Origin of the sequence: Thermomonas alba (assembly GCF_022419205.1) — a bacterium.
Classification (GTDB): Bacteria; Pseudomonadota; Gammaproteobacteria; order Xanthomonadales; family Xanthomonadaceae; genus Thermomonas; species Thermomonas alba.
This window is the reverse complement of the sequence record NZ_JAJOZU010000001.1, coordinates 376,874-399,425: the sequence shown is the minus strand read 5'-3', so window position 1 is coordinate 399,425 and position 22,552 is coordinate 376,874. Positions and strand designations below refer to the sequence as shown.

The 22,552-nt window shown below is 67.4% G+C and carries 20 protein-coding genes; 14 read left to right on the top strand and 6 right to left on the bottom strand.

What is annotated here, in order from left to right; genetic code table 11:
* Positions 1-9 precede the first annotated feature (9 nt).
* Positions 10-1,107 carry a homocysteine S-methyltransferase family protein gene (locus ML342_RS01920; RefSeq protein ID WP_240125215.1) on the top strand — a complete coding sequence of 366 codons (1,098 nt, stop codon included), beginning with the start codon at positions 10-12 and terminating at the stop codon, positions 1,105-1,107.
* Positions 1,104-3,791, top strand: coding sequence for a methionine synthase (gene metH / locus ML342_RS01915; RefSeq protein ID WP_240125214.1), 2,688 nt, complete (start codon positions 1,104-1,106; stop codon positions 3,789-3,791). The genes ML342_RS01920 and metH overlap by 4 nt, the downstream gene beginning before the upstream one ends.
* 18 nt (positions 3,792-3,809) lie before the next feature.
* Here the strand turns inward: metH and ML342_RS01910 are convergent, their stop codons facing one another.
* The 5 genes from ML342_RS01910 to ML342_RS01890 form a co-directional block, all read right to left on the bottom strand.
* A complete protein-coding gene (locus tag ML342_RS01910; RefSeq protein WP_240125213.1) occupies positions 3,810-4,376 on the bottom strand; it encodes a DUF2058 domain-containing protein in 567 nt (188 codons plus the stop codon).
* Positions 4,377-4,405: 29 nt separating this feature from the next.
* A complete protein-coding gene (locus tag ML342_RS01905) occupies positions 4,406-4,639 on the bottom strand; it encodes a SlyX family protein (RefSeq protein WP_240125212.1) in 234 nt (77 codons plus the stop codon).
* Positions 4,636-5,991: a UDP-glucose dehydrogenase family protein gene (locus ML342_RS01900; RefSeq protein ID WP_240125211.1), complete on the bottom strand. Its 1,356-nt coding sequence runs from the start codon at positions 5,989-5,991 to the stop codon at positions 4,636-4,638. The genes ML342_RS01905 and ML342_RS01900 overlap by 4 nt, the downstream gene beginning before the upstream one ends.
* An 85-nt stretch (positions 5,992-6,076) precedes the next feature.
* On the bottom strand, positions 6,077-6,856 hold the full coding sequence (locus ML342_RS01895; protein ID WP_240125210.1) for an FKBP-type peptidyl-prolyl cis-trans isomerase N-terminal domain-containing protein: 780 nt from the start codon (positions 6,854-6,856) through the stop codon (positions 6,077-6,079).
* 88 nt (positions 6,857-6,944) lie between these two features.
* Complete coding sequence (locus ML342_RS01890) at positions 6,945-7,862, bottom strand: FKBP-type peptidyl-prolyl cis-trans isomerase (protein WP_240125209.1); 918 nt, start codon at positions 7,860-7,862, stop codon at positions 6,945-6,947.
* Positions 7,863-8,066: 204 nt separating this feature from the next.
* Between ML342_RS01890 and ML342_RS01885 the strand changes: the two genes are divergently transcribed.
* From ML342_RS01885 to ML342_RS01860, 6 genes are all read left to right on the top strand, one after another.
* On the top strand, positions 8,067-8,315 hold the full coding sequence (locus ML342_RS01885) for a hypothetical protein (protein ID WP_240125208.1): 249 nt from the start codon (positions 8,067-8,069) through the stop codon (positions 8,313-8,315).
* Positions 8,316-8,318: 3 nt separating this feature from the next.
* Positions 8,319-8,690, top strand: coding sequence for a GntR family transcriptional regulator (locus ML342_RS01880; RefSeq protein WP_240125207.1), 372 nt, complete (start codon positions 8,319-8,321; stop codon positions 8,688-8,690).
* Positions 8,687-9,562, top strand: coding sequence for an ABC transporter ATP-binding protein (locus ML342_RS01875; protein WP_240125206.1), 876 nt, complete (start codon positions 8,687-8,689; stop codon positions 9,560-9,562). The genes ML342_RS01880 and ML342_RS01875 overlap by 4 nt, the downstream gene beginning before the upstream one ends.
* Complete coding sequence (locus ML342_RS01870) at positions 9,559-10,620, top strand: ABC-2 transporter permease (protein WP_240125205.1); 1,062 nt, start codon at positions 9,559-9,561, stop codon at positions 10,618-10,620. The genes ML342_RS01875 and ML342_RS01870 overlap by 4 nt, the downstream gene beginning before the upstream one ends.
* Positions 10,621-10,650: 30 nt before the next feature.
* The gene (locus ML342_RS01865; protein WP_240125204.1) at positions 10,651-11,343 is read left to right on the top strand and encodes a DUF2884 family protein; all 693 of its coding nucleotides are present in this window, start codon (positions 10,651-10,653) and stop codon (positions 11,341-11,343) included.
* Between the two features lie 352 nt (positions 11,344-11,695).
* The gene (locus tag ML342_RS01860) at positions 11,696-12,193 is read left to right on the top strand and encodes an outer membrane lipoprotein (RefSeq protein ID WP_240125203.1); all 498 of its coding nucleotides are present in this window, start codon (positions 11,696-11,698) and stop codon (positions 12,191-12,193) included.
* A gap of 21 nt (positions 12,194-12,214) precedes the next feature.
* Here the strand turns inward: ML342_RS01860 and ML342_RS01855 are convergent, their stop codons facing one another.
* Complete coding sequence (locus tag ML342_RS01855) at positions 12,215-13,645, bottom strand: class II fumarate hydratase (protein ID WP_240125202.1); 1,431 nt, start codon at positions 13,643-13,645, stop codon at positions 12,215-12,217.
* A gap of 84 nt (positions 13,646-13,729) precedes the next feature.
* On the opposite strand from ML342_RS01855, the gene purB reads away from it, so the two are divergent.
* The 6 genes from purB to lpdA all read left to right on the top strand — a co-directional run bounded on the left by purB (position 13,730) and on the right by lpdA (position 22,542).
* Positions 13,730-15,094 (top strand): adenylosuccinate lyase, encoded by a 1,365-nt coding sequence (gene purB, locus ML342_RS01850; RefSeq protein WP_240125201.1) that lies wholly within the window; start codon positions 13,730-13,732, stop codon positions 15,092-15,094.
* A gap of 3 nt (positions 15,095-15,097) precedes the next feature.
* Positions 15,098-16,297, top strand: a complete 1,200-nt coding sequence (locus ML342_RS01845; protein ID WP_240125200.1) for a ribosomal protein uL16 3-hydroxylase — start codon at positions 15,098-15,100, stop codon at positions 16,295-16,297.
* Positions 16,294-16,830: a DUF7931 domain-containing protein gene (locus ML342_RS01840; RefSeq protein WP_240125199.1), complete on the top strand. Its 537-nt coding sequence runs from the start codon at positions 16,294-16,296 to the stop codon at positions 16,828-16,830. Before ML342_RS01845 ends, ML342_RS01840 begins: the two co-directional genes overlap by 4 nt.
* A gap of 162 nt (positions 16,831-16,992) precedes the next feature.
* On the top strand, positions 16,993-19,818 hold the full coding sequence (locus ML342_RS01835; RefSeq protein WP_240125198.1) for a 2-oxoglutarate dehydrogenase E1 component: 2,826 nt from the start codon (positions 16,993-16,995) through the stop codon (positions 19,816-19,818).
* 33 nt (positions 19,819-19,851) lie between these two features.
* The gene (gene sucB, locus ML342_RS01830; protein WP_240125197.1) at positions 19,852-21,051 is read left to right on the top strand and encodes a dihydrolipoyllysine-residue succinyltransferase; all 1,200 of its coding nucleotides are present in this window, start codon (positions 19,852-19,854) and stop codon (positions 21,049-21,051) included.
* A 60-nt stretch (positions 21,052-21,111) separates the two neighbouring features.
* On the top strand, positions 21,112-22,542 hold the full coding sequence (lpdA, locus tag ML342_RS01825; RefSeq protein ID WP_240125196.1) for a dihydrolipoyl dehydrogenase: 1,431 nt from the start codon (positions 21,112-21,114) through the stop codon (positions 22,540-22,542).
* The last annotated feature ends 10 nt before the right edge of the window (positions 22,543-22,552 follow it).

Here is a 22,552-nt window from a genome sequence, read left to right as displayed (position 1 = left end):
CTCCTGATCATGGCCCTCCCCTGGCGTGCCCCACTCCGCGTCGCCGCGCTGCAGGAGGCGCTGGCACGCCGCATTCTCGTGATCGACGGCGCGATGGGCACCATGATCCAGCGTCATGGCCTGACCGAAGCCGACTACCGCGGCGAGCGCTTTGCCTCCGGCTTCGACGCCCTGTGCGCGCCTGCTGGCCACGTCCACGGACCCGGCTGCGGCTGCGCCGGGCACGACCAGCGCGGCAACAACGACCTGCTCACGCTGACCCGTCCGGACATCATCCGCGGCATCCACCGCGCCTATCTCGAGGCCGGCGCCGACCTGATCGAGACCAACACCTTCAACTCCACGCGCATCTCGCTGGCCGACTACCATCTTTCGCATCTGGTGCGCGAACTCAACCGCGAAGGCGCCCGACTGGCGCGCGCCGAGTGCGACGCGGCAGAGGCATCCGACCCATCGCGACCGCGCTTCGTGGTCGGCGTGCTCGGCCCCACCAACCGTACCGCCTCGCTCTCGCCGGACGTCAGCCGTCCCGGCTTTCGCGCCATCACCTTCGACGAGCTCGCCGATGCCTACCGCGAAGCCGCGCGCGGGTTGGTCGAAGGCGGCGCCGACATCCTGATGGTCGAAACCGTGTTCGACACCCTGAACGCAAAGGCCGCGCTGTTTGCGATCGACGACGTATTTACGGAGATCGGCGCGCGCCTGCCGGTGATGATCTCCGGCACCATCACCGATGCCTCCGGCCGCACGCTCTCCGGACAGACCGCCGAGGCATTCTGGTATTCCCTGCGGCATGCCGAGCCGCTGGCGATCGGGCTGAACTGCGCGCTCGGCGCGCGTGACCTGCGCCCGCATATCGACGTGCTGGCTCAGGTCGCCGATACCCATGTCAGCACCCATCCCAATGCCGGGCTTCCCAATGCCTTCGGCGGCTATGACGAGACGCCCGACGACATGGCGCGCGTACTGCGCGATTTCGCCGAGTCTGGGCTGCTCAATCTGGTGGGCGGCTGCTGCGGCACCACGCCCGATCACATCCGCGCCATCGCCGCGGCGGTGCGCGACCTGCCGCCGCGCCAGGTCCCCGCCCTCGAGCCGATCGCATGAGCATCCTGCCCCGCCACACGCGGCTGTCCGGGCTGGAGCCGCTGGTCATCACGCCCGAATCCAACTTCGTCAACATCGGCGAGCGCACCAACGTCACCGGCAGCGCGCAGTTCAAGAAGCTGATCCTGGAAGGCCGCTACGACGCCGCAGTCGCGGTGGCGCGTCAACAGGTGGAGAACGGCGCGCAGATCCTCGATGTCAACATGGACGAGGGGCTGCTCGATGCCAAGCAGGCGATGGTCGAGTTCCTCAACCTGATCGCGGCCGAGCCGGACATCGCGCGGGTTCCGGTGATGCTGGACTCCTCCAAGTGGGAGGTGATCGAGGCCGGCCTGAAATGCCTGCAGGGCAAGGGCATCGTCAACTCGATCTCGCTGAAGGAAGGCGAGGCCGAGTTCCTGCGCCAGGCGCGCCTGGTGCGGCGCTACGGCGCGGCAGTGGTGGTGATGGCCTTCGATGAAATGGGGCAAGCCGACACCGCGTCGCGCAAAGTCGAGATCTGCGCCCGCGCCTACGGTCTGCTTGTCAGCCAGGTGGGGTTTCCGCCCGAGGACATCATCTTCGACCCCAATGTCTTTGCGGTCGCCACCGGGATCGAGGCGCACGACAACTATGCGGTGGAGTTCATCGACGCCGCGCGCGAGCTGCGCCGGCGGTTTCCGCACTGCCATGTCTCCGGCGGCGTGTCCAACGTCTCGTTTTCATTCCGCGGCAACGAGCCGGTGCGGCAGGCGATCCATTCCGTCTTTCTCTACCACGCCATCCGCGCCGGCATGGACATGGGCATCGTCAACGCCGGCGCGCTGCCAATCTACGATGCGCTGGATCCGCTGCTGCGCGAGCGCGTCGAGGACGTGGTGCTGAACCGCCGCCCGGACGCCACCGAACGCCTGCTGGAAATCGCCGGCAACTACAGGAAGCAAAAGGGCGAAAAGAGAGCCGAGGACCTGGCCTGGCGCCAGCAGCCGGTTGCCGCTCGCCTGTCGCACGCGCTGGTGCATGGCATCGATGAATACATCGAACAGGACACCGAGGAAGCCCGCCAGGCGGCTGCGCGTCCACTGGACGTGATCGAAGGCCCGCTGATGGCGGGCATGAACGTGGTCGGCGATTTGTTCGGCGCCGGCAAGATGTTCCTGCCGCAGGTGGTGAAGTCAGCCCGGGTGATGAAGAAAGCCGTCGCGCACCTGCTGCCCTACATCGAGGCGGAAAAGCAGCGCAGCGGCGATACCGGCAAGAGCAACGGAAAGATCGTGCTGGCCACGGTCAAGGGCGATGTGCATGACATCGGCAAGAACATCGTCGGCGTGGTACTGGCCTGCAATAACTTCGAGGTCATCGACCTGGGCGTGATGGTTCCCGCGCAGACCATCCTGGACACTGCCCGGCAAGCAGGCGCCGATATGATCGGGCTGTCAGGACTGATCACGCCCTCGCTGGAGGAGATGAGCCACGTCGCCAAGGAGATGCAGCGGCAGGGGTTCACGATTCCGCTGCTGATCGGCGGGGCCACCACGTCGCGCGCGCATACCGCGCTGAAGATCGCCCCGCATTACGCGGCGCCGACGGTCTGGGTGAAAGACGCCTCGCGCGCGGTCAACGTCGCGCAGTCGCTGCTGTCGCCCGAGCTACGCGAAGAGTTCATGCGCGCGACGGCCGACGACTATGCGGAGGTGCGCAAGCGGCATCGCAACCGCGACCACAGGCGCCTGCTGGTACCGCTGGAGCAGGCGCGCGCGCGCCGCTTCCGTTACGACTGGCAGACCTATTCGCCGCCCCAGCCGCAGCAACCCGGGCTGCACGTATTCGACGATTACCCGCTGTCGGAACTGATCGCTTACATCGACTGGTCGCCGTTCTTCGGCGCCTGGGAACTGGCGGGCAAATACCCGGCCATCCTCGACGATGCCGTGGTCGGCCCTCAGGCGCGCGAGCTGTATCGCGATGCGCGCGCGATGCTGGAGCAGATCGTGGCCGAAAAATGGCTGACCGCGCGCGGTGTCATTGGCCTATGGCCGGCGAGCAGCGAGGGGGACGACGTGGCGGTGCGCACGGAGTCCGGTATGCGCAGGTTGCATTTCCTGCGCCAGCAGGCCGACAAGCCGGCCGAACGCCCGAACCTGTGCCTGGCCGATTTCATCGCGCCGCGCGATGCGGGAATGCAAGACTGGATCGGCGCCTTCGCGGTCACGGCCGGGATCGGCATCGAGGCGCATGTGGCGCGCTTCGAAGCCGCGCACGATGACTACCGCGCAATCCTGATCAAAGCGCTGGCCGACCGTCTGGCCGAAGCCTTCGCCGAACGCCTGCATCAGCGCGTGCGCACCGAGTTCTGGGGCTACGCACCGGACGAAGCGCTGGACAACGAGGCGCTGATCGCAGAGCGCTACCGCGGCATCCGCCCGGCTCCGGGCTACCCCGCCTGCCCCGAGCACAGTGAGAAGCAGACACTGTTCGATTTACTGAACGCCAGTGCCCATACCGGCATCCGCCTGACCGAGCACTTCGCCATGACTCCGGCGGCGAGCGTTTGTGGCTACTACTTCAGCCATCCGGAGAGCCGCTATTTCGTGGTCGGCCAACTCACGCGGGATCAGGTGGCCGACTACGCCCGCCGCAAGGGTGTCGAACTGTCGCAGGCGGAGCGCTGGCTGGCTGCCGAGCTGGATTACGACCCGGAGTGACGGCGCGGCGGTCCACGCTCACCACATCAGATCGTCCGGCACCTGGTATTTCGGATCGGAGTAGGGATCGTCCTCGGTCGGCGCATTCGGATCCACCTTGAGCGCGACCGCGTCCGGGAAAATCGTCTCCGCCTCGGCCAGCACCGCAGCGTCCACCAGCAGATAGCGGCCGTTGAGCTGAACCACGCCCAGCTCACCCGCATTGAGCGCCTTCAACTGCTCGGCGGTCACATAAATGCGCTTGATCTTGCCGCCGTACTCGAAATGGCGCACGTGCTCGGCTTCGGCCACGTTCAGCGCCTTGCCTTGCAGGAAGGCCTCCAGCTTCGCCCTGGCCTCGCGGCGCTGACGCGCCTGTTCCTGCTTGCGACGCTCGGCTTCGATGCGCTCTTCTTTCTCCTTTTGCGCACGCAGCGCGTAGGCCTTCGCCAGATCGATGTCCTGCTCACGCGGACGCGGCGAAGGCGCGGACTTGCCGCCCGGCCCAGACGGCGCCTTGCGGGCGGCTTTTGCGGAACCGGAAACCGGCTTCGAAGCAGGTTTGAAACCCAGACCAAGCAACTGATCGCGCAGGGAATTGCTCATCGAACACCCAGGAACTGCAATCTGATCGTTCAATAATGCGGGGGCGGCGGCTCGCTGGCAGGATCGCCGACGGCAGGACTGTTGGCCAGAGCGATACGCAGCTGGCGCAACTCCTCCAATGCGCGATGCAGGCGGAGCGCATTGGCAGATTCCTCGGCGCGCGCGGCGGCCAGCGCATCGCTGAGCTCCTGCAGCGCGTGCTCCTGGAACGCCAGCCGCGTTTCCAGATCCACCAGCCGACGCTCGAGCTCGGGATCGATCACGCCAGCGCCTCCCGCCGCAGCGAACGTCCGCGCCCGATGCCGTAATAGGCGATGCCAGCCGCCTCGACCTCGGCCGGCTCATACAGGTTGCGGCCGTCGAAGATCACCGCATCGGCAAGCTGCGCGCGCAGCCGCGCAAAGTCCGGGCTGCGGAATTGCTTCCACTCGGTGACGACCGCCAGCGCATCGGCGCCCTGCAGGGCGGCCTGCGCGCTTTCGCACAGCCGCAGGTCATCGCGCGCGCCGAAGATCCGCCGCGCCTCGCCCATCGCTTCCGGGTCGAAGGCCTGCACCCGCGCTCCTGCCGCCCACAGCTGCGCCAGCAAAGTGCGGCTGGATGCCTCGCGCATATCGTCGGTATTCGGCTTGAACGCCAGCCCCCACAGCGCGATGGTCTTGCCACGCAGTGCATCGGCGTTGCCGTAATGACGCACCATCAGCTCGAACAGATGCTGCTTCTGCGCAGCATTCACCGCTTCCACCGCCTGCAGCAGGCGCGGCGTCACCCCATGCTGCTGCGCAGTGCGCGCCAGTGCCTGCACGTCCTTGGGGAAGCACGAGCCGCCATAGCCGACGCCCGGATAAATGAAATGCCAGCCGATCCGCGGATCGGAGCCGATGCCCTTGCGCACCATCTCCACGTCCGCGCCGACCTGCTCGGCGATGTTGGCGATTTCGTTCATGAAGCTGATCTTGGTGGCCAGCATGGCGTTGGCCGCATACTTGGTCAGCTCCGCCGAGCGCACATCCATCGCCACGATGCGCTCGTGATTGCGGTTGAACGGCGCATACAGCCGACGCAGCGTCTCCAGCGCCTGCGGGCTGTCGGTGCCGATCACGATCCGGTCCGGGCGCATGCAGTCCTCGACCGCCGCGCCCTCTTTCAGAAACTCCGGATTGGAGACGACCTGGAAGGCGATCTCCACCCCACGCGCTGCCAGCTCGTCCTCGATCGCCGCACGCACCTTGTCGGCAGTGCCCACCGGCACGGTGGATTTGTCCACCACGATGGCAGGCCGCTGCAAATGGCGTCCGATGGTGCGCGCCACTGCGAGTACGTACTGCAAATCGGCGCTGCCGTCCTCGTCCGGTGGAGTGCCGACCGCGATGAACAGCACCTGGCCATGCGCGATCCCGGCCGCCGCATCGGTGGTGAAGCGCAGCCGCCCGGCAGCGTGGTTGGCCTGCACCATCGGCGTCAGACCCGGCTCGTAGATCGGCACCTCGCCTCGGTTCAACCCGGCGATCTTGGCCTCATCCACGTCCACGCAGACCACTTCATGACCGACCTCGGCCAGGCAGGTACCGGTCACCAGGCCCACGTAGCCAGTGCCGAAAATACAGACTCGCATCCAATGCCTCCGTAAACGAAAAGCCCGCGCGCGCTCGTGGCGCGCCGGGCCCCGAACATGCAGGATTGATTTTAAACCTGCGCGATCACTGCGCGCCGCGCGGCGGCTTGACGATCTCGTGCAGTTCGACCTCGAACACCAGCACCTGGTTGGGGCCGATCATCGGCGGCGCCTGCTCGCCATAGGCCAGCTTCGCCGGAATCCAGAACTTGAACTTCGAACCCACCGGCATCAGCTGCAGGCCTTCCGACCAACCCGGGATCACGCCCTGCAGCGGCAACACCGCCGGCTCGCCGCGCTTGTAGGAGCTGTCGAACTCGGTACCGTCCAGCAAGGTGCCGCGGTAGTCCACCTTCACGCCGTCATTCGCCGCCGGCTTGGGGCCCTTGCCCTCGGTGATGATCTGGTACTGCAGCCCAGAAGTCGTTGTGATCACGCCCGGCTTCTTGGCGTTTTCGGCCAGGAACTTCTCGCCCTTCTCCAGGTTGGCCTTGGCCTCCTCCATCATCTTGGCGATCTGCTTGGCCTGCATCTTCTGGCCGAAGGTCTGCATGATCTGCTGCGCCTGGGCATCGGTGATCAGCGCCTTGCCCCCGCTCATCTGGGTGCGCAGCGCTTTGACCACGGTGTCGGTATCGACTTCGTCCTTGATCTCGGACAGCTGCCGGCCCATGGCCATGCCAATGGCGTAGCTCACCTGCTGCTTCTCGGTGGGCAGGCCCGGGTAACCGGTCTTTTCATCGGCGGGCTTGCCGGCCTGCGCGGCGGCATCGGACACCTGCACCGGCTTCTTTTCGGCATTGCAGGCGGACACGGCCAGCACGGTGGCCAGAGCGAGCAGGGTGGGACGGACGATTGGCTTCATCTTCGGGAAACTCCAGGGACATGATGCGATGGGAAGGCGGCGCGGGCGCCGAGGAAACATGATGGCAGGCGAGTGTGCCTGGTAGGACTCATTCGACGCCCAACAGTTCCACGTCGAACACGAGGGTGGCATTGGGCGGGATGTCGCGGCCGGCGCCCTTCTCGCCGTAACCGAGCGCGGACGGAATCCAGAACCGGTACTTGGCGCCGACCGGCATCATCGCCACGCCCTCACTCCAGCCCTTGATGACCTGGTCGAGTCCAAACTCGGCCGGCTCGCCCCGATCATAGGAACTGTCGAACTTGGTACCGTCCAGCAACGTGCCGACATAGTGCACGCGCACGCGCTGCCCTGGCTTGGGACGCACGCCGTCGCCCTGGCGCAGAATCTGGTACTGCAGGCCGCTGGGGGTGACGAACACGCCCTTGACCTGGCGATTCTTGGCCAGGAACGCCTGTTCCTTCGCGAGCGCCGATTCACCCGCGCGCTTGCGTTCCTCGGCACGCTTTTCCTCCTGCCGCGTCGAAAACCGGCTGCGCACCTCGGCCAGCCGCGCCGCATCCAGCAATGGCGTGACGGATGGATCGGCGCCATCCGCGACCCCACGCAGGAACATCGGCATGTCGAACTCGCCGCGCGCATCCTGCAGCGTCTGGCCCACGGTGGCGCCCAACAGCAGCCCCACCTTGGCGCGATCCAGGCTCGCGCCCGGCTTGCCGGCCCGACGCGCAGCGATGTTGGCCATGAGCCCCTGCCAGGTGGCGCGTGCTTCGTCCGGCGCCAGCAGCGGCTTGCCGCCGGCCAGCGCGTTCTCCACCGCGCGCTGGAACGCGGCCATGTCCATGTCCGGCAGGCCGGGGCCGACACTGCGGGCGGCGTCCAGGCCCAGCATGTAGCTGACCTGCTCGCGCTCGCTGGCAGGCATCGCCTCCTGCGCCTGCAGCGTACCCACCACCAGGGTCAAGGCCAGTAGCGCGGCCCAGGGCCGCCGCAATGAAAACCACATCGTGTCGCTCTCCGGAAGACGCCCGCCGTGGAGATACGCAGGCCGGGCAACGCGCCATTGTCGTTCCCCGGCCCGGCAGCGGCAATCCTTGGGATGCACCGGCTCGCCCCCCCTGTCTTTGGTTGGGTCATGCGGTGCTTGACAGGCGAAACCCTAGTGTTATAGTTGCCTACAACACTGAATACCCAGAGCAGGACGTTCGCCATGAACCGCAAGCTCCACAACTCCCTGATGGCAGCCCTGACCTCCAGCGCGCTCCTCATCAGCGTGCTGCTGGTCAGCACTTCGGCCAACCCTGCTCCGGTGTCGCCGGCGCAGGCAGCGGCGCGGCCGACGCCCCCCGCATCCGTCGTCGCCATGCGCGCGCTTACCGTATCCACCAGCCAGGCTGCGATACCACGCCCGCGACACTCGCTGCGAATGCCGTTTTTTTCCTTCTCACCCCGGAGCTGAACCATGGCGACCGTCGAATGGAGCGATGGCGCTCCCATCTACCGCCAGCTCAAGGAGCGCGTGATCGCGATGATGCTGGACGGCGTACTGAAGCCGGGCGACGCCCTGCCTTCGGTCCGACAGGTGGCCGCCGAATACCAGCTGAACCCGATCACCGTCTCACGCGCCTACCAGGAGCTCGTGGACGACCAACTCGTCGAAAAACGCAGGGGGCTTGGCATGTACGTCACCGAGGGCGCCACCGCGCGCCTGCTGCAGAGCGAGCGCGAGCGCTTTCTGCGCGAGGAATGGCCGCAGGTGCTGGAACGCATCCAGCGCCTTGGCCTGAGCATCGAGGAACTGCTGGACCCGCAGCAGAAATGGGGGAAAAAGTGAACGCCGAAACGAACCTGCCCGTGGTCTCCGCCCGCGGCCTGCGCAAGGCTTACAAGAACACGCTGGCACTGGATGACACCCGCTTCGAGATCCCGGCCGGCCGGATCGTCGGCCTGATCGGCCCCAACGGCGCCGGCAAGACCACCGCGCTCAAGGCGATCCTCGGCCTGATCCCGTTCGAGGGCGAGCTGCAGGTCCTGGGCAAGGACCCGCGCACCCAACGCGATGCGCTGATGAACGACATCTGCTTCATCGCCGACGTGGCCGTGTTGCCGCGCTGGATCACGGTGGCGCAGGCGATCGAGTTCGTCGCCGGCGTGCACCCGCGGTTCGACGCCGCGCGATGCCAGCGCTTCCTCGAGGGCACCCAGCTCAAGCCCGGGATGAAAGTGCGCGAGATGTCCAAGGGCATGATCGTGCAGCTGCACCTGGCGCTGGTGATGGCGATCGACGCCCGCCTGCTGGTGCTGGACGAGCCAACCCTCGGCCTGGACATCCTCTACCGCAAGCAGTTCTACCAGCGCCTGCTGGAGGACTACTTCGACGAGAACAAGACCATTCTGGTCACCACCCACCAGGTCGAAGAGATCGAGCACATCCTGACCGACGTGATGTTCATCCGCGCCGGCAAGATCGTGCTGGAAACCGCGATGGACACCCTCGGCGAGCGCTATGTCGAAGTCCTGGTGAACGCGGACCGGCTCGAGCAAGCGCGCGCGTTGAAACCCATCGACGAGCGCAGCCTGCCGTTCGGCAAGACCGTGATGCTGTTCGACGGCGCCGACCCGGCGCGCCTGGCGGAACTGGGCGAAACTCGCACCCCCGGCCTGGCCGACCTGTTCGTCGCCACCATGAAAGGAACCTACGCATGAACGCCCGCACCGACATGGACGGCTTCGACGCCGCCCCGCGCGCGCCCGCGCGCACCCCGCCGCACGCCATCCACAAGCTGAAGCTGCTGCTCAAGCGCGAGTTCTGGGAACACCGCGGCGGCTTCTTCTGGGCGCCGATCTGGGCCGGCGGCATCTCCCTGCTGTTGACCCTGATGGCGCTGGTGATGGCTGAAGTGGGGCTGCGCCGGACGGTGTCCGAGCACGGCGGTATCAAGATCGACGGCCAGGTAGTGGTCAATGGCCTCGACCTCAGCCTGGTAACGAGCAAAATGTCGCCAGAAGACCTGCAGAAGCTGGCCGACGGCGTCAGCATGAGCACCGCCTCGGCGATGTTCTGGCCCCTGCTGGTGCTCGGCTTCGTGGTGTTCTTCTACTGCCTGGGCAGCCTGTACGACGAGCGCAAGGACCGCAGCGTGCTGTTCTGGAAGTCGCTGCCGGTCTCCGACCGCGACACCGTGCTGTCGAAGGCGGCCAGCGCGCTGCTGGTGGCGCCATCCCTCGCAGTGGCAGTCGGAATCGCCTGCATGGTCGCGTTCCTGCTGGTACTCAGCGTGTTCGTGCTGCTCCACCACGGCAATCCGCTGACCCTGCTGTGGAGCCCCGGCAACCTGCTTGCGAATGCCGGCGTGGCGCTCGCGGCGATCCCGGTGTATGCGCTGTGGGCGCTACCCAGCGTCGGCTGGCTGATGCTGTGCTCGGTCTGGGCCCGCAGCAAGCCATTCCTGTGGGCGATCATGCTGCCGGTGTTCGCCGGGGTATTCATCAGCTGGTTCGATCTGATGCAGGTGTTCGACCTGCAAAGCAGTTGGTTCTGGAAACACGTGGTAGCGCACCTGCTGGGCGGCGTGTTCCCCGGCTCATGGCTCGGCGTGATGGATCTCGATGTGCTGCAGGGCAATGGCCTGGGCCGCCATCTGGCGACGCTGCAGGCGATGTATTCGGTGCTGGCCACTCCGCAGCTGTGGATCGGCGCCGCTGCCGGCATCGCGATGCTCGCCGCCGCCGTGCGCCTGCGCCGCTGGCGCGATGACAACTAACCCCCCCTTCTCGATTTCGAGGATTCCAGCATGCACCGCCAGCCCCTCACCACGCTTGCTCTCGCGCTCTTCACCGCGCTCCCACTGATCGCCTGCAGCAAATCGCCGGCACCGCCCGCGCCAGCATCTTCGCCCGCTCCGGGCGCAGATGCTCCGCTCGGCTTCGTCGGCCAGCAGGTGGACAAGGCGCTCGCCGAAGCGCGCAAGGAATTGCACGAAAAGAATCTGAGCCTCAACGGCAGCATCGATCTCGATATTGATGGGCACCATGTGCGACGGCCGGATTCATCGCTACCCAAAGCCGAAATCACCCCGCAGGGTGACCTGCTGATCGCAGGCAAGCCAGTTACGATCGATGCCACCCAACGCAAGCAGCTGCTGGACTACCGCCAGCACGTGATCGCGCTGGCCGAGGCCGGCATCGCGATCGGCGGGAAAGGCGCGGACATCGCCGGGGAGGCATTGGGCGGCGTGCTCGGCGCGGCCTTCGGCGGTGAACAGGCGCGCCAGGAGTTCGAGCGCCGGATGCAGGCCAAGAGCGATGCGATCGAAGCCGAGGCACGCAAGCTGTGCGTGCAGCTGCCGCCGCTGCTGGCGTTGCAGCAGTCGCTGGCGGCCTCGCTGCCGGCGTTCAGGCCCTATGCCACCATGACCCAGGCCGACATCGACGAGTGCGGCAAATCACACGCCAAAGGCCATGGCGTCGCCGTGACCAGCCCGTGACCTCCACCGTTGGGGAGGCGCCCGCCGCGCCCTGCCCCACTGCAGAAAATCCTAAGGAAGGTCTGAACAACGCCATCCAGGCGTTGTCAGCCCACGCCGAGTCCGGTACAGGCCCGGACTCGGCTCACACGCATCAATCACTTGCGTGATTGATGCGTGGCCGGCCCTCCATGGCCGGCGGGACCCTCTGAGTTGATCAGAGGTTCCCTAAAAATGCCCGACGCGCGCCGACTGGATGAAAAAATCGGCTCCGGCGCCCGATAACGTCCACAGCGGGCCGTTCCCGGCCATCGTCGCCCTGATGACGGCAGCGGCCCGGCTCCCATCCCATGGCATTTCCCAGGATGTCCGTATGTTGCAACGCTCGACACTCTCCGGCACCCGCATCCGGTTTCAACCGATCTGTCTGGCCCTGCTGCTGGGCGTCCTCTCCGGCTGCGCCAGCACCCCACCCCCCAGCACCTACGGCCCGATGGACGTCATGCAGAAGATGATCGTCCATCACGGGGTGATCGTGGCCCTGCGCGAAGTGACCCTGCAAAACCCGACCACCGGCACCGGCCAGGTACTGGGCGGCAGCCTGGGGGGCATCGCCGGCAGCGAGACCGGCGGCGGACGCGGACAGCTGGTCGGCGGTGTGCTCGGAGCCGGCATCGGCCAGGCGCTGGGCGAGAAGGCCGAACGCGCGCTGGCCAAGCAGATCGGCCTGGAAATCACCTGGCGCGAGGATGGTGGCGATCAGGAGTACGTGCTGGTGCAGGCCAAGGATCCCGAGCATCCGCTGGCCGTCGGCGACCGCATCCGGGTGGTGGAAAGCGCCAGCAGCATTCGCGCGTTCAAAGAGGATTGAGCCGGGAAAACCGCGCGCCGGCTAGCCTGCGCCCCCCGCGCCGGCATGAATGCCGCCGCGGGTGAGCGCGACCGGATCCAGCAGGCGGCGCAGGCGGGCTTCGTCCAGCCCGCTGTCCTCCAGCGCCACCGCCAGCACCGGGCGGCCTTCGGCATACGCGCGCTTGGCGATCGCCGCGGCCTTCTCGTAGCCGATCACCGGGTTCAGCGCGGTCACCAGGATCGGATTGCGCTCCAGCGCCGCGGCCACATTCTCGGCGCGCACCGTCAGCCCGGCGATCGCCTGATCGGCCAGCGCGCGCATGCCGTTGGCCAGCAGCGTGAACTGCTCGTCGAGGTTGCCGGCGATCAGGGGCAGCATCACGTTGAGCTGGAAGTTGCTGCTCTGGCCGGCCACGGTGATCGCCTGATGCAGGCCGATCACCTGCGCGCAGACCATGCACAGCGCCTCCGGGATCACCGGATTGACCTTGCCCGGCATGATCGAGCTGCCCGGCTGCAGCGCCGGCAGCACGATTTCGCCCAGGCCCGCCAGCGGCCCGGAGTTCATCCAGCGCAGGTCGTTGCCGATCTTCATCAGCGCCACCGCCAGCGCGGACAGCTGGCCGGACAGTTCCACCAGATCGTCCTGCGCGGCCAGCCCTTCGAACAGGTTGTCGGCCTGCTCGAAGCGGACGCCGGTGGCGGCCGCCAGCGCCTTGGCCACGCGCTTGCCGAACTTCGGATGGGCATTGATGCCGGTGCCGATGGCGGTGCCGCCGATTGGCAGCCGGCGCACGCGCTTGAGGCTGTCCTCGATCCGCGCCTGCGCCGAGGCCAGCTGCGCCGACCACGCCGAGAACTCCTGCGCGAAGGTCAGCGGCATCGCATCCATCAGGTGCGTGCGCCCGGTCTTGACCACACCCTCGAGCGCCTTGGCGCGGCGGTCGATGGTCTTGCGCAGATGCGCCAGCGCCGGCAGCAGCGCCTGCCGCGCTTCCACCACCGCCATCACCCGGATGCTGGTCGGCACCACGTCGTTGCTGCTCTGGCCGAGGTTGACGTGGTCGTTGGGATGCACCGCCAGGCCGCTGGCCGCCGCTGCGAGGTGGGCGATCACCTCGTTGGCGTTCATGTTGCTGGAGGTGCCCGAACCGGTCTGGTAGCGGTCGATCGGGAACTGGTCCAGATGCGCGCCGGCGGCGATCGCGGTGGCCGCCTGCACGATGGCCTCCGCGCGCGCCCCATCCAGCAGCCCGAGATGGCCGTTGACCATCGCCGCCGCGGCCTTGACCAGCCCCAAGGCGCGCAGGAATGCCGGCGGCAGCGGCCGCCCGGAGATGCGGAAGTTGTCGATCGCGCGCTGGGTCTGCGCGCCCCACAGCGCGTCGGTGGGCACCTGCAGCGCGCCCATGCTGTCGTGTTCGAGGCGGAAGCCGCTTGCCGGCTTGCGGCGGGATGGGCGGGTCGTCATGGCCTGCTCCAGGTCGGGAATGTCCGGAGGATAGCGCCGCGACGGTTTAGAATGCGCACCCCTATTGCACGCCACCTGCCCCCCATGCCGCACACCCTCACTGCCCTGTCCCCGCTGGATGGCCGCTACGCCGGCAAGGTGGACCTGCTGCGACCGATCTTCTCCGAATACGGACTGATTCGGGCGCGCGTGCAGGTCGAAGTGGAATGGCTGCTGGCGCTGGCCGCCGAGCCGGGCATCCCGGAGCTGGCGCCGTTTTCCGCGGACGCCGCCGCGCGCCTGCGCGCGCTGGCCGCGGGCTTCTCGGTGGAGGATGCGGCGCGGGTCAAGGCAATCGAAGCCACCACCAACCACGACGTAAAGGCGGTCGAATACTTCATCAAAGAGCGCCTGAAGGACGATGCCGAGCTGGGACCGGCGCTGGAATTCGTGCACTTCGCCTGCACCAGCGAGGACATCAACAACCTGTCCTATGCGCTGATGCTGCGCCAGGCGCGGCAGGAGGTGCTGCTGCCCAAGCTCGACGCCTTGATCGAGAAACTGCGCACGCTGGCGCACGAATACGCCGCGCTGCCGATGCTCTCGCGCACCCACGGCCAGACCGCCTCGCCGACCACCGTCGGCAAGGAGCTGGCCAACGTGGTGGCGCGCCTGCGACGCCAGCGCGAGGTGCTGGCCGCGCTGCCGATGCCGGGCAAGATCAATGGCGCCGTGGGCAACTACAACGCCCACGTAGCCGCCTATCCGGAGTTCGACTGGCCGGCGTTCTCGCGGCGTTTCGTGGAGTCCCTGGGTCTAGACTGGCAGCCCTACACCACCCAGATCGAGCCGCACGACGGCGTGGCCGAACTGTGCGACGCCTGCAAGCGGATCGACACCATCGCCATCGACCTCTGCCGCGACATCTGGGGCTACATCTCGCAGGGTTACTTCAAGCAGGCGGTAAAGGCCGGCGAAGTCGGCAGCAGCACCATGCCGCACAAGGTCAATCCGATCGACTTCGAGAACGCGGAAGGCAACTTCGGCATTGCCAGCGCCCTGTTCGAGCATTTCGCTGCCAAGCTGCCGATCAGCCGCTGGCAGCGCGACCTCACCGATTCCACCGTGCTGCGCGCGCTGGGCACGGCGTTTGGCCACATGCTGATCGGGTTCGATGCGCTGCAGCGCGGCCTGGGCAAGCTCAGCGCCAACCCGGAGCGGCTGGCCGCCGACCTCGACGCCAGCTGGGAAGTGCTGGCCGAGGCCGTGCAAACCGTGATGCGCCGCCACGGCCTGCCGAATCCGTACGAACAGCTCAAGGCGCTGACCCGTGGCCAGGGCATCAGCGCCGAGGCGCTGCGCGGCTTCGTCGAATCGCTCGCTCTGCCGGAGGCCGACAAAATGCGCCTGCTGGCGATGACCCCGGCCAGCTACACCGGCCTGGCCGAGCGGCTGGCGCGGGAAATCTGACAAATGGCCGGCCCGCCTCCGCCCATCGAAATCGACGCCGCCGCCGGCCCCTTCCCGCTGGGCATGCCGCCCGAACGCTTCCTGCGCGAGTACTGGCAGAAGCGTCCACTGCTGATCCGCAACGCCTTTCCCGGCTATGTCGCGCCGCTGGAGCCGGAGGACCTGGCCGGGCTGGCCTGCGAGGAGGGCGTGCTGGCGCGCCTGATCCAGCACGACCGCGCGCGCGATGACTGGAGCGTCCGCCACGGGCCGTTCGCCGAGGACGACTTCCCCGGCCTGCCCGACCACGACTGGACCCTGCTGGTGCAGGACATGGACAAGTGGGACGCCGACCTGCGCGCCCTGCTCGACCATTTCGCGTTCCTGCCGCGCTGGCGGATCGACGACGTGATGGTGAGCTTCGCCGCGACCGGCGGCTCGGTCGGCGCGCACGTGGACCAGTACGACGTGTTCCTGCTGCAGGCCCGCGGCCACCGCCGCTGGCTGATCGATGCCGGCCCCAATCCGCCGCTGGACTTCCGCCCCGACGTCGAGCTGAAGCTGCTGCAGCGCTTCACCCCGACCCACGACTGGGTGCTGGCCCCGGGCGACATGCTTTACCTGCCGCCGGGCGTGCCGCACCACGGCATCGCCGAGGACCCGTGCCTGACCTTCTCGATCGGGATGCGCGCCCCGGGCGCCGGCGAGCTGCTGGCCGACTATGCCGACAGCCTGGCCGCCGAGGCTCCGGACGCGCTGCGCTACGCCGACCCCGATATCACTCCGGTGGCCGACCCCAACGAAATCGACGCCGCCGCGCTGGAGCGGGTCGAAGCCGCCTTGCGCCAGCTGTGGCGGGAGGATCCCGACCGCCTGGGCGACTGGTTCGGCCGCTTCATCACCACCTACCGCAGCGCGGTGCTGCCGGCAGCCGCCGAGGCCGCGCCGCCGGCGGAAGCGCTAGAAGCTGCGCTGGCCGCAGGCGGCTGCCTACGCCGGCATCCGTGGTCGCGGATGGCCTGGCGCCGCGGCGCCGACGGGCGCATCCGTCTGTACGCCAGCGGCGAGCAGCACCTGCTACCAGGCGAGGATGCCCGTCGCCTGGCCGCGGCCGAGCAAATCGACGCTGAGGCCTACGCCGGCCTGTCTGAGCCGGGCCGCGCGGCGCTGCTGGCCCTGGTCGGCGCCGGCCATTACCAGCTGGAACAGGAGGATGCCGAATGAGCGACCAGCATCCCGCCGATGTCCCCGGCGAAGCCGCCACCGCCCCCGTGGGCACCAACCTGCTCCGGATCGACGACCACCCTGCCGCGATCGGCATCACTGCCCGGATCGTGGCCGAGGCCCGGCGCACGCTGTGGATCCGCAGCCTGGATTTGGAACCCTGGCTATTCGACCATCCCGAGGTGCTGGCGGCCCTGCGGGCCTTCGCCACTTCCCGTCGCGACGTGCAGGTGCGCATCCTGCTGCACGATGCCGCCGCCCCACAGGCCGCCCACGTCAAACTGCTGGAGCTGGCGCAGCGCCTGCCCAGCGTATTTCAGTTCCGGGAAGTGGACGACCCGGTGTACCGCGAAGACCGCAGCGCGATGATCGCCAACGACAGCGGCGGCTATTACGTCCGCGCCCAGGGCGATGCGGTGAACGGCAGCGCCTGCCTGGACGGCCGCGCCCGCGTCCGCCAGTTGCAGCAGCGCTTCGAGGAAATCTGGGAGCGTTCCCGACCCGTGGCTGAATACCGGGCGCTGGGGCTCTGAAGCGGACGCGTTCGCCGCTGTTTCTGGGCCGCGGCGGGCTGTCCCGCCTCGCCCTGGCAGCTATAATCTCGGCTCTTGGTCTTGCGCATTCAGTTTGACATCCGAGCGAACTGCTCTGGTTCGCCCATCCCTTTCCCCACCCCATAGGTCGCTCGCCACACCGTGGACAGTCTCCTCAAGCAGTTCGCCCAAACCTCCCAGCTCGGGGCCAACGGGGCGTATATCGAAGATCTCTACGAGCAATACCTGGTCGCGCCGGACAGCGTGGATCCGAAGTGGAAGCACTATTTCGACGGACTGCGAGGACGCGAAGCCGGTGATGTCCCGCACTCGGCGGTGATCGCGCAGATCGCCCAGGCCGCGCGCGAAGCAGCGCACGCGGCCCCCTGCGCCGGCGATGAGCGCGAGCGCCACGTCGGCCGCCTGATCACCGCCTACCGCTCGCGCGGCCATCTGGCCGCCAAGCTCGATCCGCTCGGTCTGACCCCGCCGCTGAACCCGCCGGACCTGGAGCTGACCTTCCACCACCTGTCCGAACGCGATCTCGATACCGAATTCAGCACCGGCGGTGTCGGTGGCCGCCCGCGCATGAAGCTGCGCGAGTTGCTGGCTCTGCTGAAGGCCACCTACACCGGCAGCATCGGCGCCGAGTTCATGCACATCACCGATGCCGACCAGCGGCGCTGGGTGTATGAGCGCCTGGAGGCCGCCGCCGGCAACTACGGACGGAGCGTGGAGGACAAGCGCCGCATCCTCGAGCGTCTGACCGCCGCGGAAGGGCTGGAGCGCTACCTGCATACCAAGTACGTCGGCCAGAAGCGGTTCTCGCTGGAAGGCGGCGAATCCCTGATCCCGCTGCTGGACGTCACCATCCGCCGCGCCGGGGCAAACGGCGTGAAGGACATCGTGATCGGCATGGCCCATCGCGGCCGCCTGAACGTGCTGGTCAACACGCTAGGCAAGCCGCCGCGCAAGCTGTTCGACGAGTTCGAGGGCAAGTTCGAACACGCCCGCAGCGGCGACCATGCGCATACCGGCGACGTGAAGTACCACATGGGCTTCTCCAGCGACGTCGCCACCCCTGGTGGCCCGGTCCATCTGGCGCTGGCGTTCAACCCCTCGCATCTGGAAATCGTGGACCCGGTGGTCGCCGGCAGCGCACGCTCGCGCCAGCACCGCCGCGGCGATACCAAGCGCAAGCAGGTGCTGCCGGTGCTGATCCACGGCGACGCCGCGTTCGCCGGCCAGGGCGTGGTGATGGAACTGTTCCAGATGTCGCAGGCGCGCGGCTTCACGGTGGGCGGCACCGTCCACATCGTGGTCAACAATCAGGTCGGCTTCACCACCAGCGCCGCCGAGGACGCCCGCTCCACCCTGTACTGCACCGACGTGGCCAAGATGGTCGGCGCCCCGGTGCTGCACGTGAACGGGGACGATCCGGAGGCGGTGGCCTTTGCCGCCGAGCTGGCCTTCGATTTCCGCCAGACCTTCGGCAAGGACGTCGTCATCGATCTGGTCTGCTATCGCCGGCATGGCCATAACGAGGCCGACGAGCCGGCGGCCACCCAGCCGCTGATGTACCAGAAGATCCGCGCGATGAAGACCACCCGCGAGCTCTACGCTGCGCGTCTGGATGCCGAAGGCAGCGTGCCGACGACAGAGGCGCAGGCGCTGGTGGAGGCCTATCGCCACAAGCTCGATGCCGGCGAAGTCACCACCGAGCTGGCGGCTCCCGCGCCGGCCGATACCCTGACCGTGGACTGGCGTCCCTTCCTGGCGGGCAAACTCTCCGATCCGGTGGACACGCGTGTCGAACGCGCGACGCTGGACCGCCTGGCCGCGCAGATCAACTCCATCCCCGAGACGGTCAAGCTGCATCCGCGGGTGGCGAAGATCTACGAGGATCGGCGCAAGATGGCGGCCGGCGAACTGCCGGGCGACTGGGGCTTCGCCGAGAACCTGGCCTATGCCACTCTGCTCGATGAAGGCTACCGCCTGCGCCTGGTCGGCCAGGACTGCGGGCGCGGCACCTTCTTCCACCGCCACGCGATCCTGCACGATCAGACCACCGACGCCTACTACCTGCCGCTGCGCGAACTCGTGCAGAACCCGGAAGACGTCACCGTCATCGATTCGCTGCTGAGCGAAGAGGCGGTGCTGGCGTTCGAATACGGCTATGCCACCGCCGACCCCTATACCCTGGACATCTGGGAAGCCCAGTTCGGCGACTTCGCCAACGGCGCGCAGGTGGTGATCGACCAGTTCATCGCCGCCGGCGAAGCCAAGTGGGACCGCCTGTGCGGCTTGGCCCTGTACCTGCCGCACGGCTACGAGGGCCAGGGCCCGGAGCATAGCTCGGCACGCCTGGAGCGCTTCCTGCAGCTGTGCGCGCTGGACAACATGATCGTGTGCGCGCCGACCACGCCGGCCCAGGATTTCCACATGATCCGCCGGCAGATGAAGATGCGCACGCGCAAGCCGCTGGTGGTGATGACGCCGAAGTCACTGCTGCGCCACAAGCTGGCGGTCTCGACCCTGGACGAGCTGGCCAACGGCGAGTTCCAGCGCCTGATTCCGGACACCACCGCTACCGCCAAGAAGGTACGCCGGGTGGTGGTGTGCGCTGGCAAGGTCTATTACGACCTGCTGGAGGAGACGCACAAACGCGGCATCGACGATGTGGCGCTGGTGCGCGTGGAACAGCTGTATCCGTTCCCGCGTCCGGAGCTGGCCGCCGAGCTGAAACGGCTCGCTGCCACCAGCGAAGTGATCTGGTGCCAGGAAGAGCCGCAGAACCAGGGCGCGTGGTACCAGATCCAGCACCATCTGCGCGCCTGCCTGCAGCCGAAGCAGCGCCTGAGCTATGCCGGCCGCCCGCGCTCGCCCTCGCCCGCCGCCGGCCACATGGCCGAACACCTGGCCGAGCTGGAACAGCTGCTGGCCGACGCCCTCGTCAACCCCGCCGCCGGCGACACCGCCGCCGATTGACCCCCATCTTCCGTCTTCCGACAGGACACCCTCATGGCCATCGAAGTCAAAGTCCCGGTTCTCCCCGAATCCGTCTCCGACGCCACCATCGCCAGCTGGCACAAGAAGGCCGGCGACGCGGTCAAGCGCGATGAAAACCTGCTCGACCTGGAAACCGACAAGGTCGTGCTGGAAGTGCCCGCCCCGGTCGATGGGGTGCTCAAGGAGATCCGGTTCAAGGAAGGCGACACCGTCACCAGCCAGCAGGTGATCGCAGTGATCGAAGAGGGCGCCGTGGCGGAGACTGCGGCCCCGGCAGCGCCGGCGCCAGCAGCAGAGGTGCCCAAGGCGGCCGCTGCAGCAGCGCCTGCCGCATCCACCAAGGCGGCATCGCCCTCCCCCGCAGATGGCCTGCCGCCGGGCGCGCGTTTCGCGGCCGTCACCTCGGGCGTCAATCCGGCCGAAGTGGCCGGCACCGGCCGTCGCGGCATGGTCACCAAGGAAGACATCGTCAACTACGCCAGCGGCAAGACCGCCGGCGTGATCGGCGGCGCGCGTCCGGAAGAGCGCGTGCCGATGACCCGCATGCGCGCCCGCATCGCCGAGCGCCTGATGCAGTCCAAGAACTCCATCGCCATGCTGACCTCGTTCAACGAGGTGAATCTGTCCAAGGTCATGCAGATGCGCAAGGAGCTGGGCGAGCAGTTCGAGAAGGCCAACGGCATCAAGCTGGGCTTCATGAGCTTCTTCGCCAAGGCGGCCGCCAACGCGTTGCAGCGCCATCCGATCATCAACGCCTCGGTGGACGGCAACGACATCATCTACCACGGCTACGCCGACATCAGCGTCGCGGTCGCCACCGACAAGGGCCTAGTGACCCCAGTGCTGCGCAACGTCGAGCGCATGAGTTTTGCCGACATCGAAAAAGGCATCGCCACCTTCGCCAAGCAGGCGCGCGAAGGCGGTCTGAAGCTGGAAGATCTGCAGGGCGGCACCTTCACGATCACCAACGGCGGCACCTTCGGTTCGCTGATGAGCACGCCGATCGTGAACCCACCGCAGAGCGCCATCCTCGGCATGCACGCGATCAAAGAGCGTCCGATCGCGGAAAACGGCCAGGTGGTGATCGCGCCGATGATGTACATCGCGCTCAGCTACGACCACCGCATCATCGACGGCAAGGATGCGGTGCTGTTCCTGGTGGACATCAAGAACCAGCTCGAGAACCCGCACCGCATGCTGCTGGGCATGTAAGCAACCCGGCCCGAAGCCCCGCCTCGCGGGGCTTCCTGCTTGCAGACAAGGAACCTTTCAATGAGCGAACAACAGCAATTCGACGTCGTGGTCATCGGTGCCGGCCCCGCCGGCTATCACGCGGCCATCCGCGCCGCGCAGCTGGGCATGAAGACCGCCTGCATCGACGCCGCGCTGGGCAAGGACGGCAAGCCGGCGCTGGGAGGCACCTGCCTGCGCGTGGGCTGCATCCCGTCCAAGGCGCTGCTGGATTCCAGCCGCCAGTTCTGGAACATGGGCCACATCTTCGACCAGCACGGGATCAGCTTCGAAAAACCGGCGATCGACGTGAAGAAGATGATCGCGCGCAAGGACGCCATCGTGAAGCAGTTCACCGGCGGCATCGCGCAGCTGTTCAAGGCGAACAAGATCACCACGTTCTACGGCTACGGCCAGCTGCAGCCGGGCAACGTGGTCAAGGTGAAGCAGCACGACGGCAGCGAGGTCGAACTCAAGGGCACCAACGTCATCCTGGCTGCGGGATCCGACTCCATCGAGCTACCGTTTGCCAAGTTCGGCGAGCACATCATCGACAACGTCGGTGCGCTGAACCTCGAGGACGTGCCCAAGCGTCTGGGTGTGATCGGCGCCGGCGTGATCGGCCTGGAGCTGGGCAGCGTGTGGAACCGTCTGGGCGCGCAGGTGACGATCCTGGAAGGGATGCCGACGTTCCTCGCCGCCGCCGATGCGGAAGTCAGCAAGATCGCCGCGCGCGAGTTCAAGAAGCAGGGCCTGGACATTCGCCTGGGCTGCAAGGTGTCCAACACCGAGGTGAAGAATGACGGCGTGCACGTCCACTACACCGACGATGCAGGCGCCGCGCAGGAACTGGTGGTGGACAAGCTGCTGGTGGCCGTGGGCCGTCGCCCTGCCACCAAGGGGCTGCTGGCCGAAGGCACCGGCGTGCAGCTCGACGAACGCGGCCGGATCGTGGTCGACGAGCACTGCCACACCGGGGTGGACGGCGTGTGGGCGGTCGGCGACTGCGTGCGCGGGCCGATGCTGGCGCACAAGGGCTTCGAGGAAGGCATCGCGGTGGCCGAGCTGATCGCGGGCCTGCCGGGCCACGTCAACTTCGACACCATCCCGTGGGTGATCTATACCGAGCCGGAAATCGCCTGGGTCGGCAAGACCGAGGAGCAGCTGAAGGCCGAGGGCATCCCGTACAAGGCCGGCAGCTTCCCGTTCGCGGCGGTCGGCCGCGCGGTGGCGATGGCCGAGCCGGCGGGCTTCGTGAAGGTGCTGGCGCACGCCGAGACCGACACCATCCTCGGCATGCACCTGGTCGGCGCCAACGTATCCGAGCTGGTCCACGAAGGCGTGCTGGCGATGGAGTTCAAGGGCAGCGCCGACGACCTGGCGCGCATCTGCCACGCCCACCCGTCGCTGAGCGAAGCCGTGCACGACGCCGCGATGGCGGTGCACAAGCGGGCGATCCACAAGGCCAACTGAAGGCCGCCCG